The sequence below is a fragment of the Pseudomonas sp. lyk4-R2A-8 genome (assembly GCF_030209095.1).
In the GTDB taxonomy this organism is placed as follows: Bacteria; Pseudomonadota; Gammaproteobacteria; order Pseudomonadales; family Pseudomonadaceae; genus Aquipseudomonas; species Aquipseudomonas quebecensis.
This window is the reverse complement of sequence record NZ_JARVSS010000002.1, coordinates 247103-260540: the sequence shown is the minus strand read 5'-3', so window position 1 is coordinate 260540 and position 13438 is coordinate 247103. Positions and strand designations below refer to the sequence as shown.

General features: G+C 60.3%; 12 protein-coding genes. 9 read left to right on the top strand and 3 right to left on the bottom strand.

The features are described from left to right. Positions 1 to 498: 498 nt before the first annotated feature. Positions 499 to 2517, bottom strand: coding sequence for a TonB-dependent receptor (locus tag QRN10_RS02435; protein ID WP_285427786.1), 2019 nt, complete (start codon positions 2515 to 2517; stop codon positions 499 to 501). Between the two features lie 149 nt (positions 2518 to 2666). On the opposite strand from QRN10_RS02435, the gene QRN10_RS02430 reads away from it, so the two are divergent. Both QRN10_RS02430 and QRN10_RS02425 read left to right on the top strand, forming a co-directional pair. Then, positions 2667 to 2900, top strand: a complete 234-nt coding sequence (locus QRN10_RS02430; RefSeq protein WP_034096082.1) for a VF530 family protein — start codon at positions 2667 to 2669, stop codon at positions 2898 to 2900. A 4-nt stretch (positions 2901 to 2904) separates the two neighbouring features. Beyond that, positions 2905 to 3531: a Pr6Pr family membrane protein gene (locus QRN10_RS02425; RefSeq protein ID WP_285427785.1), complete on the top strand. Its 627-nt coding sequence runs from the start codon at positions 2905 to 2907 to the stop codon at positions 3529 to 3531. A 79-nt stretch (positions 3532 to 3610) separates the two neighbouring features. On the opposite strand, the gene QRN10_RS02420 is transcribed toward QRN10_RS02425, so the two are convergent. Beyond that, positions 3611 to 4378, bottom strand: a complete 768-nt coding sequence (locus QRN10_RS02420) for a siderophore-interacting protein (RefSeq protein WP_181081867.1) — start codon at positions 4376 to 4378, stop codon at positions 3611 to 3613. Continuing rightward, positions 4375 to 4923, bottom strand: coding sequence for a PadR family transcriptional regulator (locus QRN10_RS02415; protein WP_181081868.1), 549 nt, complete (start codon positions 4921 to 4923; stop codon positions 4375 to 4377). Before QRN10_RS02415 ends, QRN10_RS02420 begins: the two co-directional genes overlap by 4 nt. A 525-nt stretch (positions 4924 to 5448) precedes the next feature. On the opposite strand from QRN10_RS02415, the gene QRN10_RS02410 reads away from it, so the two are divergent. The 7 genes from QRN10_RS02410 (at position 5449) to QRN10_RS02380 (ending at position 13185) form a co-directional block, all read left to right on the top strand. Beyond that, on the top strand, positions 5449 to 5940 hold the full coding sequence (locus QRN10_RS02410) for a CS1 type fimbrial major subunit (RefSeq protein ID WP_253510667.1): 492 nt from the start codon (positions 5449 to 5451) through the stop codon (positions 5938 to 5940). 119 nt (positions 5941 to 6059) lie between these two features. Next, entirely contained in the window at positions 6060 to 8585 is a 2526-nt protein-coding gene (locus tag QRN10_RS02405) for a CS1-pili formation C-terminal domain-containing protein (RefSeq protein ID WP_181081870.1), read from the top strand. Continuing rightward, a complete protein-coding gene (locus tag QRN10_RS02400; RefSeq protein WP_285427784.1) occupies positions 8585 to 9844 on the top strand; it encodes a hypothetical protein in 1260 nt (419 codons plus the stop codon). Before QRN10_RS02405 ends, QRN10_RS02400 begins: the two co-directional genes overlap by 1 nt. 5 nt (positions 9845 to 9849) lie before the next feature. Further along, a complete protein-coding gene (locus tag QRN10_RS02395; RefSeq protein WP_409567476.1) occupies positions 9850 to 11115 on the top strand; it encodes a hypothetical protein in 1266 nt (421 codons plus the stop codon). A 35-nt stretch (positions 11116 to 11150) separates the two neighbouring features. Continuing rightward, positions 11151 to 11891, top strand: a complete 741-nt coding sequence (locus QRN10_RS02390) for a molecular chaperone (RefSeq protein ID WP_409567478.1) — start codon at positions 11151 to 11153, stop codon at positions 11889 to 11891. Beyond that, positions 11891 to 12424, top strand: coding sequence for a CS1 type fimbrial major subunit (locus tag QRN10_RS02385; protein WP_253510673.1), 534 nt, complete (start codon positions 11891 to 11893; stop codon positions 12422 to 12424). The genes QRN10_RS02390 and QRN10_RS02385 overlap by 1 nt, the downstream gene beginning before the upstream one ends. A 20-nt stretch (positions 12425 to 12444) precedes the next feature. Then, complete coding sequence (locus QRN10_RS02380) at positions 12445 to 13185, top strand: molecular chaperone (protein WP_181081874.1); 741 nt, start codon at positions 12445 to 12447, stop codon at positions 13183 to 13185. The last annotated feature ends 253 nt before the right edge of the window (positions 13186 to 13438 follow it).

The following is a 13438-nucleotide window of genomic DNA, read 5'->3' as shown; positions in this document are numbered from 1 at the left end:
CGGGCTTGGTTCAGCGTTATTTCGGTTTTTGTGGGGGATGGCGGGTTATCCACCGGCGGGCGATTGAACCCCAGGCGCAGGTCGAGATAAGACAGCGCTGTCTTGGGTATGGGAGATATTCGGCAAGATGGGATCGACCGCAGGCGTGAAACGTTTCAGTTTGTTGCGGCAAGGATAAAGAGATGACGCGCCGAGAGAAAGCGCAAATCGCAAGATGCATCATTTCCGATTTGGTAACAGTGACAGAACGTCGCTGCATACACGGTGGTTTCAGCCTTGAGTTGAATGGCGAACGAACTGCCCCCGCGCGGGGCAAGCCCGCTCACCACACCGTTGTGGGTCAGCCTGTGAGACTCGATGGCCATCGGGGGCAAGCCCCCTCCCACAGCGCACAGCACGGGTGTCTACATTTTCTTTGCTGAAAAGAAGCGATTTTTTTGTGGTGAGCGAGCTTGCCTCGCGCGAGGCCGGCCCCTTCACCACAAGAGCCTCGGCTTTTTAAAAGGTCGTGCGAACGCCCACCTGCACGCTACGGCCCGGTGCCGGGGCGATGTCGCGCAGGATCGAGCTGGCATAGCGCACGGTCTGGTTGGTGAGGTTTTCGCCGTTCACGAATGCCAGCCACTGGCTGGTGCCGACATTGAAGCGGTAACCGGTGCTGGCGCCCAGGGTGGTGTAGCCGTCGGTGCCGCTTTCGTTATCCGGTACGCGGCCCTGGCCGGCGGCGTGTTCCACGTCGATGCGCGCCTGCCAGCGGTCCAGTTCCCACAGCAGGCCGCTGTTCAGGCGCAATGGCGCAATGCGCGGCAAGGCTTCGCCGGTGTCCAGATTGGTGGCGCGGGTGTAATCGCCTGACAATTCCAGCGCAAACTTGCCGTAGGCGCTTTCGCCGAGTTTCCAGTGATCCTGGGCTTCGAAGCCGGCGAATCGCGCACGCACACCGGAGTATTCGTACTCGGGGATGCCCGTCGGATCTTCTTCACCTTCGTCGTTCAGCGTACGACCGGTGCCCAACAAACCGATGTAATTGGAAAAGTGGCTGTAGAACACGCCGAAGCTGCCCTTGTGAGTGCCATTGTCGAAACGCAGCGCCAGGTCGCTGGACACGGCTTTTTCTTTTTTCAGGTTGGCATCGCCCAATTCAAAGGTGCCGGTGGCGACGTGCGCACCGTTGGCGTACAGCTCATAGAATGTCGGCGCCCGTTCGGTGTAGCCCAGGGTCGCGGCCAGGGACCAGATTGGCGTCAGCGTATACACCGCGCCCGACGACAGGCTGCCGGCGGTGAAGGTATTGCTTTGGTCGGCACCGGCGAAACGTGCGTTGCCTTTGGCGTCGGGGTCGACCTGGGTGTGCTCCAGGCGCCCGCCAAGGCTGAGCTTGAGGCGTTCGGTGGCCTGCAGTTCTTCGAGGATAAACAGCGCGCCAGCGGTGGTGTCGGTTTGCGGCACAAAGGCTTCTTCGCCCAGGGCCGAGAACTCGTTGCGCGTCACCTGCGCGCCGACCACACCATTGAGCGGCCCGATAGGCTGGTGCCGCGCTTCCACTCGGGCTTCGTAGCCTTTGTTCTTGAACACGGTGCCGGTCTCGCCGCCTTCGATTTCGCGGTGTTCGTAATCGGTGTAGCCCGCGTCGAGTTTTACCGAGGTGAACGGCCCCTGCAGGTTGCGGATCTGCGACGCGAAGGCGTAGTGATCCTGCTGCATGCGGATACGCACGTCCTGTTCGGCGGGCGAGCCGTAGTTGCTGTCGTAGTTGCTGTAGGACAGCCCGGCGTAGCCGTCGTCCCAGGTGTAGGAACCGCCCACCGCGCCGCCGTCCTGACGCCCGTCGCTGTTGCCCAGGCGACCGTTCCTGCCGGGGCCGTCGTCGCTGTCCGGTGCGTGCCGGCTGCGTGCGTCGCCGGGGATTTTCAGATCGTTGAACGCCCGCGCGCTGGCGTCCAGGTGCAGGGCGAACGCACCGTTGCCGGCCTCCAATCTGCCGGCGCTGCTGCGGGTGGTGTCCGCGCCGCCGTAGCGCAGCTCACCGGCGCCCTGGATACCTTCAATGGCTTCGGTGGGGATGCGGTTGTCGAAAGTATTGACCACGCCACCGATGGCGCTGCCGCCATACAACAGCGCCGCCGGGCCGCGCACAATTTCAATGCGCTCCACATTGACCGGGTCCAGCGGCACCGCATGATCGTAGGACAGCGACGACGCATCCAGCGCGCCCACGCCATTGCGCAGCAGGCGAATGCGGTCGCCATCCTGGCCGCGAATGATCGGCCGGCTGGCACCTGGACCAAAGTACGACGAGGACACCCCCGGCTGTTTATTCAAGGTTTCACCCAGGCTGCCTTTTTGCTGCAGGGTCAGTTCATCGCCCTCCAGCACGGTGGTGGGCGAGGCCAGTTGTTCGCTGCCCAGCGGGTTGCCGGTGACCACCTGGGTTGGCAGCTCAAGGGCGTGGGTTTCGGTGCAGATCAGCAGCGCGGCGGCGAGTGGGGTCAAGCGCCAGAAGGAGGGGAGGGACATCGGACATTCCTTGGAAAAGCGACGAAAAGATTTGAAAGTTATAGTTACAATATAACATTCCTTTTTGCCGGGGAACGGGAACTTTTTTACCTGGTCTGACGGGGTGATAAGGTGTGCACCCTTCCGACCCGATTCTTCATAGGCCTGGCATGACCGCGACAAGCAACGACCCTCTCCATGGCGTCACCCTGCAACACATCCTCACCACATTGGTGGAGCATTACGAATGGCAAGGCCTGGCCGAGCGCATTGATATTCGCTGTTTCAAGAGCGACCCGAGCATCAAGTCGAGCCTGACCTTCCTGCGCAAAACCCCATGGGCGCGGGAAAAAGTCGAAGGGCTATACGTGAAGCTGATGCGCACCAAACGACCGTTGGATTGAACCCATGAAGCGGTATGCGGCGGCAGCGGCACTGGCCGGCTGGGTGGGCCTGGCGATTCAGCAGTACCTGATTTTCTATTCGCGCTGGACGTCCGGCGCCAGCCTGATGGGTGGGCTGATCAACTTTTTCAGTTTCTTCACCGTGTTGACCAACACCCTGGCGGTGGTGGTGCTCAGCTATGTCCTGGTCAATCGCCCCTCGGCGGCGCGGCGATTTTTTCTCGCGCCAGCGGTGAGCAGTGGCATCGCGGTGAGCATCGTGGTGGTGGGCCTGGCCTACAACCTGTTGCTGCGGCATTTGTGGCAGCCCGAAGGTTTCCAATTCATTGCCGACGAACTGCTGCACGACGTCATGCCCGTGCTGTTCGCGGTGTATTGGTGGCGGTACGTGCCCAAGGGGCAGTTGCGCTTTACGCACATCGGCCTGTGGGTGATCTACCCGCTGGTGTATTTCGGCTACGCGCTGCTGCGTGGCGATCTGCTCGGGCAATATCAGTACCCGTTCATCGACGTGAGTACGCTGGGTTATCCCCAGGTGTTCGTGAATGCCGGGGGGATTCTGGCGGGGTTTGTGCTGATTGCGGCAGTGGTGGTGGGGGTGGACAAGTCTTTGCGGTCGCCATCGCTCTGATGTGGGCATGTCAGCCGGTTCATCGTTGGCTGACATGCTGCTATCGGGATTGGATCATCCTCTGTTCTGGAGGGACGAGTTATTCCTCTTCGCTACCGTCGGCGCGCCAGTAACCGACAGCCTTGAGGTACTCCTCGTTCACACGGTGCGTGTCGAGCAGCACCCGGCGCAGTTGGCGCGACACCTTGGTTTCGGTCGCCACGAAGCAGTACAGCGAACCCTCAGGCATCCTCAGGTTCTGCACCGTCTGAACCAGGTCATCCTGGCCACGCACCACCCAAATGACCTTCACATTGGCTGCACTGTGCAGTAGCTGTTGCTCCGCCGCATCGGCGATTTCAATCACCGCCAATACCGTGCGCCCGGCCGGCAGTTCTTCCAGGCGTCGACCGATGGCCGGCAGCGCGGTTTCGTCGCCGATCAGCAGGTAGCTGTCGAATATGTCGGGCACGATCAACGAGCCCCTTGGCCCGCCGATGTAGAGGTGCTGGCCGGGTGTGGCCTGTTCGGCCCAGGTGGAGGCGGGGCCGTCGCCATGCAGCACGAAGTCGATGTCCAGTTCGCCGCGTTGCGCGTCATGGCGGCGTGGCGTGTAGTCGCGCATGGCCGGTTGCGGGCCATCGCCCTTGATGTTGAACGTCGGGCTCTCCAGTGCGGCCTGTTCGGCGGCGTCGCGCGGGAACAACAGCTTGACGTGGTCGTCGCTGCCCAGGCTGATAAAGCCCGCCAGCTGCGGCCCGCCCAGGGTGATGCGGCGCATGCGTGGGGTGATATCGACAACGCGCAGCACGTCGAGGCGGCGGCGTTTGATTTCGTGGGTGACGCGGTGGATGACTGGCCTATTCATTGAGCTTTCCCGTCAGCGATGGCTTGGGCGGTGCCGTTGAGCAACGCGGCGACCCGCACGATTTCTTCCGGGCTCCAGCGCCCGTGGTGCGAATGCAAGGCGTGGCGCAGGTTATGCACCGCCTCGTGGATTTCCGGCGGACGATCATGCCCGCGCAGCGAGCGCTTGCTTACGTCCATGCGCAGGCGAATGCCATCGAGGGCAACCGCTTGTTCGCTCAAGAAGAGACGGCCGGCGTCGGTGATGGTGTAGCGTTTTTTTCCGCCTTCGGCGTCGCCGCTGATCAATTCGCTTTCCTCCAGGAAGGTCAGCGTGGGGTAGATCACGCCCGGGCTGGGGCTGTAGGCACCGTCGAACAGGGCTTCGATCTTGCGGATCAGGTCATAGCCGTGGCAAGGCTGCTCGGCGATCAGTGCCGGTAGCAGCAATTTCAGATCACCCGGCGCAAATACACGTGGGCCACGTCCGCCGCGTTCGCGGCCGGGGCGTTTTTCGAAGCCGTCGCGGCTGTCACCGTGGTCTCGGTGATGATGAGGGTCTCTCATGGTCGTAGCCTCTGTCTGATTTAGATACAACTTAAGATATATCTTACGCAAAGAGCAACGTTGTCTGACCAGCGGTATCGACTGCCGCACCCCGCGTCGAAGAACGGAAAACGGCAGGGAGAAGCCGCGCCTATATCGAGAGTTGTCGATTAAATAAATAGCATTTTCGTGAATAACGCTTACAGTTGTTAGTTGGAGTTATTACTCTAAAACAAGTAATGGTCAGGCAGGCTGTGGCGTGTAGTACATTTCTTACAGTTAAGTGCATTAGATAAGTAGTATCTGGGCTTAATTAGTTGTGGTAATCGGACTACAGTAATTATTCATCATATTGAATTTAATGATTTTTTTCCTTCTGCTCATGTTGTGCATTACTACGCTTTAATGCGAAACGGCTGGCTTCATTAAGTTGGTTTTCGAGGGACTATTTACGTGCTTCGCAAGACCCGGTTCGAATTGGGCTGTGCGACGCACGGAAATGCGTTGTTCAACTAACTTTCTGACGTGATAAAACAGGTACTTAAAATGCTTAAGAAGACCGCTTTCGTACTGCCATTGATGGCGCTGGCTTTCGGCTCCTCCAGCGTATTCGCTGCCGGTGAAGCCTCCAGCATCATCAACATCAAGGCGACGATTCCGACCCAGCAGTTCCATGCACAGCCGGTTGATCCGAACTGGGGTCGCGATGAAACCATGAACTACAACACCGTCACCGGTGACCTGAGTTCGCTGCGCGCCACCTACAACGTGAAAAACACCGACGGCTCCATCAAGGCGTACATCGAAGGCGGCCCAGCGTCGTTGACCAACGGCACCGACTCCATCGCGCTGACCACCACCTTCAACAACGTAACCCTCACCGGTTCGCCGCTGGAAGTGGTCGATGACCCCAGCTCCACCCCAGGTACCCAAGCCGACATGGTGGTGACTGCCGCCAAGCCAGCGGCTGGCATTGCCGGTCTGTTCACCACCAGCTACACCGTGGTGTTTGACCACGAGCCACGTGTAACCCCTTGAGGCATAGCCAACTGAGCAATAAGCACCGTTTTATTGCCGGGTAGCGATACCGGTCGACAGGCAGCTTCTGTCGGTCGACCGGTTTTCCCATGAAGTCCGAAATTCAGAGAATTCAGTTCATGTTCCCGATGACTCCCATCGCGGCAGCGCTTGCCTTGTTGTTTTGTGCCGGCGCGCTCGCGGCCGGCACCACCGACGGCACGACACCTCGTAGTTTGTTATCCCAGGCAAAGGGTTTGCCGGCGGACTTTGAAGAGCACTTTTTCGATGTGCCACTGGCGGTCAGGGTTGAACTGGATAGAGAGTTTGTCTCCGAGGCAATGATTGTCTTGTCCCGTGATGACCGCCTGACATTGCTCGACTTTACCGACCACGACGGCAGCGTGATCCAGGATGAAGAGCGCGACCGTTGGGCCGAATACCTAAAACAGGGCGTGGCCCTGGGCACATGTGAAAGCGCCTGCCCCGAAAGGCTCATGGCCGTGCATTACAACCTGGAAAACTCCACGGTTTCCCTGCTCACCGAAAACGTCGAGCGCGACGACAAGGCGCAGCGTTATTACTTCCTGCCTGCCGGTGGCAGCACCGGTCTGATCGTACGCAACCAGTTGAATCTCACCGGTGGCCAGGACCAGGACGTCGGCGGCCGCTTCGGCATCGACGCCAGCAGCAGCCTGGGCTTGTGGAGCCAGACCCTGAACATGCAGTTTTCACGACTGAGCGGGCCGGATGACAAAGACCTCAACCATGCCGTTTATTCGCTTTATACCCAGCGCGAGCTGGAAGGCCGTTTCTTTCGCTTGGGCTACTTCACCCCCAATGCCGAAGGGCTGACGCGCCAGTTGCGTACCTTCGGCGCCAGCCCGGATACAGCCATCGGCGTGATGTACGGCAGCTCCGACAGCTTGATGATCAATAATGCCAAGCCCGCCGTGTTCCCGATCTACGTCACCGCCAGCCGCCAGGCTTCGGTGGAGATTTACCGCAATGGCCTGTTGCTCAATACCCAGGCCGTTGGCAGCGGCCTGCAAAGCCTGGATACCCGGTCATTGCCTGGCGGCATCTATGAAGTGGAGGTGCGACTGGTAGAGGACGGCCAGATCACCAGCACCACCCAGGAATTGGTGTACAAGCCCAACAACTGGAGCAACCACGAAGAGCGCTGGCGCTACAATTTGTTCGCCGGCCAGGAAAGCAAGCTGCTGAGTAACTTCGACGAGCAGACCAGCGGCAGCGCCACCGCCGGTGTGTCCGTCAACTACCTGGCCCACCCGCGCGTGGTGCTGGGCGTGTCCGGACGCCAGGTCAAGGACAACATGCAGTTAGGTACTTCGGTGGACTGGACGGTCGCCGACCAGGCCAACCTGTATGCCAACATTTACCGGACCGAAAAGTATGGCACCGGCCTGGACCTTAACGGCCTGTACAACTACGGTGCCGGCAGCGTGGTGTTCAACCACACCCGTAGTTGGCTCGACACCCGCAACACCTACGAGACCCTGCCCGATGGCACGCGCATCCGCCAGCGTGATGTCTTCGTCGGCCAGACCAGCAACTCGTCGCTGTCCGTCAATCACCGCCTGAGTAACCTGCGCTCGATCAATGGCCGTCTCTCGTACAGCGAAGGCAATGTCGAGGGCGTCGGCCTGGACTTGGGCTGGACCGAGCGTACGCGTCTGTTCGACAACGATGCCCATTGGCGCTTGTCGGTGTTCGACCGACCAGCCACCGCCAGTACCGGCGACCAGCGCAATCGCGGGGTCGACCTGAGCGTCAGCCTGGCCCTCGGCGCGCCGGGCGAGCAGTGGTCCGCCAGCATCGGCACGCGCACCGCCCGCGATGGCTCGCGCGACAATAATGCCTCGCTGACCTACCGCAAAGACTTGCAGGACCACGTGCTGCAGAGCGTCTCCGCCACTGCGACGACCGATACCTACGGCGTCGGTCTGTCCGGCATGGCCAGCTTCGAGAATGACTTCGTTCGGGGCGACGGCTTCGTCCAGCGCTCTTCATTCAACGATGAGCTCAGCGGCGGCCTGAACCTGGACAGCACCTTTGCCGTGGGGCAACGCCAGATGGTGCTTACCAGCCAGTACCACGGCGGTGGCTCCGGGCTGATCGTCGACGTAGAGACCGACCTCGACGACATCGCCCTGCGGGCCGACGACATGAGCGGCGGCAGCGTGGCCCTGCGCCCTGGGCGCAACTTCATTCCGATCACCGCCTACAAGGGCAGCTCGGTAGCGTTCGACTTCGAAGGCAATCACGCGCCGTCGGCCGCTATCCAGCCACCCCGCACCCGCTATCACCTGAACAAGGGCGGCGTGGAGTATCGCAAGATCAGCGTAATGCAGACCGTGACGGTGCTGGGGCGCATGGTCGACTCCCAAGGCAAGCCGCTCAAGGGCCTGCACATCATCAATCACGCCACGCGCGGGGTGAGTGAGGTCGACGGCTTCTTCTCGCTGGAAATGAACGCCAGCTCGCCCACCCTCGAAGTTCGCCGCGATAACCAATTGCTGTGCCAGTTCCGACTCGATCCGTCCAAGGCGCGCATTGAGAGCAACGTCCTGATGATCGGCGACCTGCGTTGCACGCCGGATACCTTGGCTGACTCAAGCTTTAACACTGGAACGGCGGGGTGATGAGGGTGAAGCTGTTGAACGCATCGACGTTGTTGAGGTTTGCGCTGAAAGCCGTGCTGTTAGGCGGGGCCGGTGCACTGCCCGCCATGGCGGCCGAGTTGGATATACGCGCAGAGTTCCGGCCGGACCCCGCACAGCCTCATTTGAACAAGTTCGAGAACAAGACGCCGAACGTGGGGTTTTGTGTGATCTACCCCGGCCAATGCACGAGTTTGAACATTCACAGCCTGCGCGCGCCCATTCGGGTTGATTCCGTCGCCACTATTCCTGCCTTGCACACGGACCCAAGGCAAGGCGCGATGTTCAAAGTCCCCACCGATTGGCGCGATTTGACCGTCGTGCATCGGCAGACGCAGGAAGTGGAGACCGTGAAGGTTCGCATCGTCGGGATTGGCTCTACGTATGGCGTGCCGAATCTGATTGAAGTGGTCGGAGGAGGCGTCGGCGTTGCTGCGGCTCACTCGCTGTTATGGGGCGGGCGTTGGGTATACCCGCCGGTGTCGTGCCTGGGTACCGGGTGGGGGACATTCTTTGGACAAGAGTCCTATGCATTTTTCTGGAGAGTGCCCGATGGCTCGGTCTGCGCCAAACAGGCCAAGTTCGATATCCCAAGGATGACCTACAGCCACTTGGAGTTCACCTACGAACTGACCACGCCCAACCCTCTGGGCATGTCATCCGGTGAGTACACCGGCAGTTATCAATACACCGTGGGGCCCAATCAGGATTTCGATATGGGCGACGTGATGTTACCCAACGACTCTTTGCTGACGCTGAATTTCACGCTGAACGTGGAACACGATCTCAAGGTTGAAGTGCCCCCCGGCGGCAACCGGATCGAGCTGGTGCCCCAGGGCGGCTGGCAAGCCTGGTTGAACCAGGGCCGCAAACCGGCGCGGCTGTTTCGTGACCAGACCTTCACGATTTCGGCCTCATCGCGTTTCAAGATGCAGTTGGAATGCGAGCGCGTGATGGGCGACACCTGCGCGCTGCGCAACGCCGCCGGCCACCAGGTGCCGCTCAACCTCAGCGTCAGCCTGCCCAACGGCCTAAACCGCCCCGATGGCTCCGCCGTCAGTCGCCAGCCCTTGCTGCTCAGCGGCGCCGGCACCGAGCAGTTCGACCCTCGGTACTACGTGAACCGTCGTCCTGGAACCCTGCATTTCGAAGTCGCCAGGGAACACACCGAGACCATGCTGGCTCAGGGCGGCAGCACCTATTCGGGGCAGGCCACGGTGATCTGGGATTCAGAGCTTTGACACGTATGTGGAGCAATCACGTGAACGTATCGCAATCGATAGAGCAATGTCTGGGCGCAGGCGCCTGCCTGCTGTTGGCATTGCTGGCAATGCCGGCATCGGGCGTGGATATGCCCATTGAGGCAGAGTTCAAGCCGGACCCTGCCAACCCTCACTTGAACAAGTTTGAAAACAAGACACCCAACAGTGGTTACTGCGCATCGTATCCGACGCAATGCCAGAGTCTTGGGATATTCAGCTTGCGGGCGCCCATTCGGTTTGATTCCAGCCAACCCATCGCGGCGCTCCATACCGATCCCCGGCAAGGTGCCATGTTCGACGCCCCGACTGAATGGAGGGAGCTCACTGTCGTGCATCGCCAGACGCAGGAGCAGGAAACGGTAAAGATACGCATGGCAGGCTTCGGCTCGTCATATGTGACGGAAAACGTGATTGATCTGGTAGGTGGCGGTGTCCCCGCTGCCGGGGCACACGGGCTCTTATGGACTGGCGGGGGCTGGCTCAGAAGCGCGCCTCCCTGCACGGGGTCGGGGCTCGCGGCGTATACAGATACCTATTACACTTTTTTCTGGAGAACGCCTGTAGAAGGGGTCTGTGCCAAGCCGGCCCGTTTCGATATTCCCTGGCTGCGTTACAACTACCTGGACTTTACCTACGAGTTGATCACGCCTAATCCGCTGGGCATGTCGTCTGGGGAATACGAGGGGACTTATCAGTACACCCTAGGGCCGCATCAGGATTTCGATATGGGCGATGTAATGCTGCCCAACGACTCGCTGCTCACGCTGAACTTCACGCTGAGGGTTGAACATGACCTCAAAGTCGAAGTCCCCCCCGGCGGTAATCGCATTGAACTGGTGCCCCAGGGCGGCTGGCAAGCCTGGCTGAACCAGGGCCGCAAACCGGCGCGGTTGTTCCGCGACCAGACCTTCACGATCTCGGCCTCATCGCGTTTCAAGATGCAGTTGGAATGCGAGCGCGTGATGGGCGACACCTGCGCGCTGCGCAACGCCGCCGGCCACCAGGTGCCGCTCAACCTCAGCGTCAGCCTGCCCAACGGCCTAAACCGCCCCGATGGCTCCGCCGTCAGTCGCCAGCCCTTGCTGCTCAGCGGCGCCGGCACCGAGCAGTTCGACCCTCGGTACTACGTGAACCGTCGTCCTGGAACCCTGCATTTCGAAGTCGCCAGGGAACACGTCGAGGCCATGCTCACCCAGGGCGGCAGCACCTATTCCGGGCAGGCCACGGTGATTTGGGATTCGGATTTGTAATGGCGTACCGCGTCTTATTGGAGAGAGTCATGTGGATCAGATATCTATTGGTGCTGGGCGCATTGTGCGGTTTTCCGCTGTGCGCGAACGCTGGCCCCAGCCTCAACGTCGGGGTGTTCTACGACTACCTGGACGGCGATAAAAGTACCTACCTCAAACGGGTCTATAACGCCGGCGACAGTACCGCCTTCGTGCGTATTCAAGTGTTGGAAATTCTCTACAACGCCGACGGCTCATCCGAAGAGGTGGAGCTCAAGCCCGGCGCAGACCCCAGCGTACGGGAGGGGCTGATGGCCAGCCCGTCACGCCTGATTGTGCCGGCCGATGGCGTCCAGAGCACCCGCTTGCTGTACCTCGGCGAGCGGGAAAAAGAGCGTTATTTCCGCGTGCGCTTCGTACCGGTAATGCCCGAGAAGGACGACGAGTTCGCCCTCCCGGAGGAAGAACGCGAAGCCTACAAAGGCGCCTTGTCGGCCGGGGTTACGGTGCTGGCGGGGTACGGCACGGTGTTTTTCGTGCGGCCCAAGGCCGCTTGGTTCGAAACCGGCGTCGACGACAGCGCCGGCCGTTATCAGTTGAACAACGCCGGCAACAGCGTGGTGGTGGTCGATGAGTTCAAGGACTGTTCCACCGCCGACCCAACGGACTGCCAGCCCACTACCAAGAACCACATTTTGCCGGGCCGTGCGTTCGGCTTTGATAAGCAGGCGGGGCGGGTGTACCGCTTCAGCCTGATCGAAGGCAGCGAGAAAAAAACCTATGAGGTCAAAGGCTGATGGTCAGTGAAAAAATCCAACCCGAGTGGCCCCGGCCAGCGTATGACGCGCTGTACAAAATCCTGATGGGCCTGGTGTTGCTGGTGGGCGTATTGCTCAGCACCCCGGCGCAGGCGATTCGCGAAGTCGAGGTGTTCGACGTTTCGGTGACCATTCCTACCCAGGACTTCTACGTGTTGCCGGTGGACCCAGGGTTCCTGGAGCGTGAGCAGCAGATGGTCTGGGAGCTGGTGCCGGGGCGCCTGCGGCCGCTGCGCGAACACTTCGACGTGAAAAGCTCGGCGGGCGGCATCAATGCACGCCTGGGCGCGTTGCCCACGCTGTTCAATGGAGGGCGTACCTACATCGACCTCAGCGTGACCTTCAACGGCCAGGTGCTGGGCCTGGACGACAGGTTGGTGGTGTCCCATGACGAGGCGCGGCTGGGCAAGCGTGTCCTGCTGGACATCTCGGCGGTGCAGCCGGCGGACGGTTTTACCCCGGGTGAGTACTACGGCAGCGTCGAGCTGCTGTTCGATGCGGTGCGGCCGTGATGGTTTTCCAAGGAGTCATTATGAAACGTGTATGTGCGGGCCTGGCTTTATTGCTGTGTTCCCTGGGCGCTCAGGCGGGGCCGAACATCAGCGTCGGCGATTTCTACGACTATTTGCCGGGCGACAAAGGCACTTATCTGAAGCGGATATACAACGGCGGCACTTCCACTGCCTTCGTCAAGGTCAACATCAGCGAAATGCTCTACAAGCCCAACGGCACCTACGATGAAGTGCCACTGGAGGTCGGCCCGGACGGCCGTACGCGCAATGGCCTGATCGCCAGCCCCGCGCGCCTGATCGTGCCGGCTGATGGCATGCAAAGTACGCGGTTTGTGTTCATCGGCGACCGTCAGCGCGAACGCTACTTCCGCGTGCGCTACCTGCCGGTTGCGCCGGAGAAAGGCGACGAGTTTGGTGTGAGTGAGGAGGAACGCAAAGCTTATGTAGAAACCGTAGTGGGCGGTGTCCAGGTAATGGCTGGGTATGGCACGGTATTCTTTGTGCGGCCCGATAACAGCCGCTTCGATACGCGCATCGAAAACGGCGGGCAGCGCTATACGTTGCGCAACGCCGGGAACACCGTGGTGATGGTGGATGAGTTCAAGGATTGCTCGGTGGCCAAGCGCACGTCGTGCGCGCCGACCACCAAGAACCATATCTTTCCGGGGCGTACTTTCAGCTTCGAAAAACAGGCCGGGCGCACGTATCGTTTTTATCTGGTCGAAGGCGACAGCCAAAGGCTTGTGGAGGTGAACGGCTAAACGGCGCACAGCACGGGTATCTACATTTCTGCGGTGAAAATAAGCGATTCTTTTGTGGTGAGCGGGCTTGCCCTGCGCTGGGTCAGCTAAACCACTTCGTCTCAAATGGGGCTGCTTCGCAGCCCAACGCGGGACAAGCCCGCTCACCACAGAGTTATTTCAACCTTTGAAACGTGTGTAGATATCTATGGCTATCGGGGCCAAATGCACCGAGTCGCCGGATGGCGCGGTGTTGCTGAGTTAGGTGTTTGGA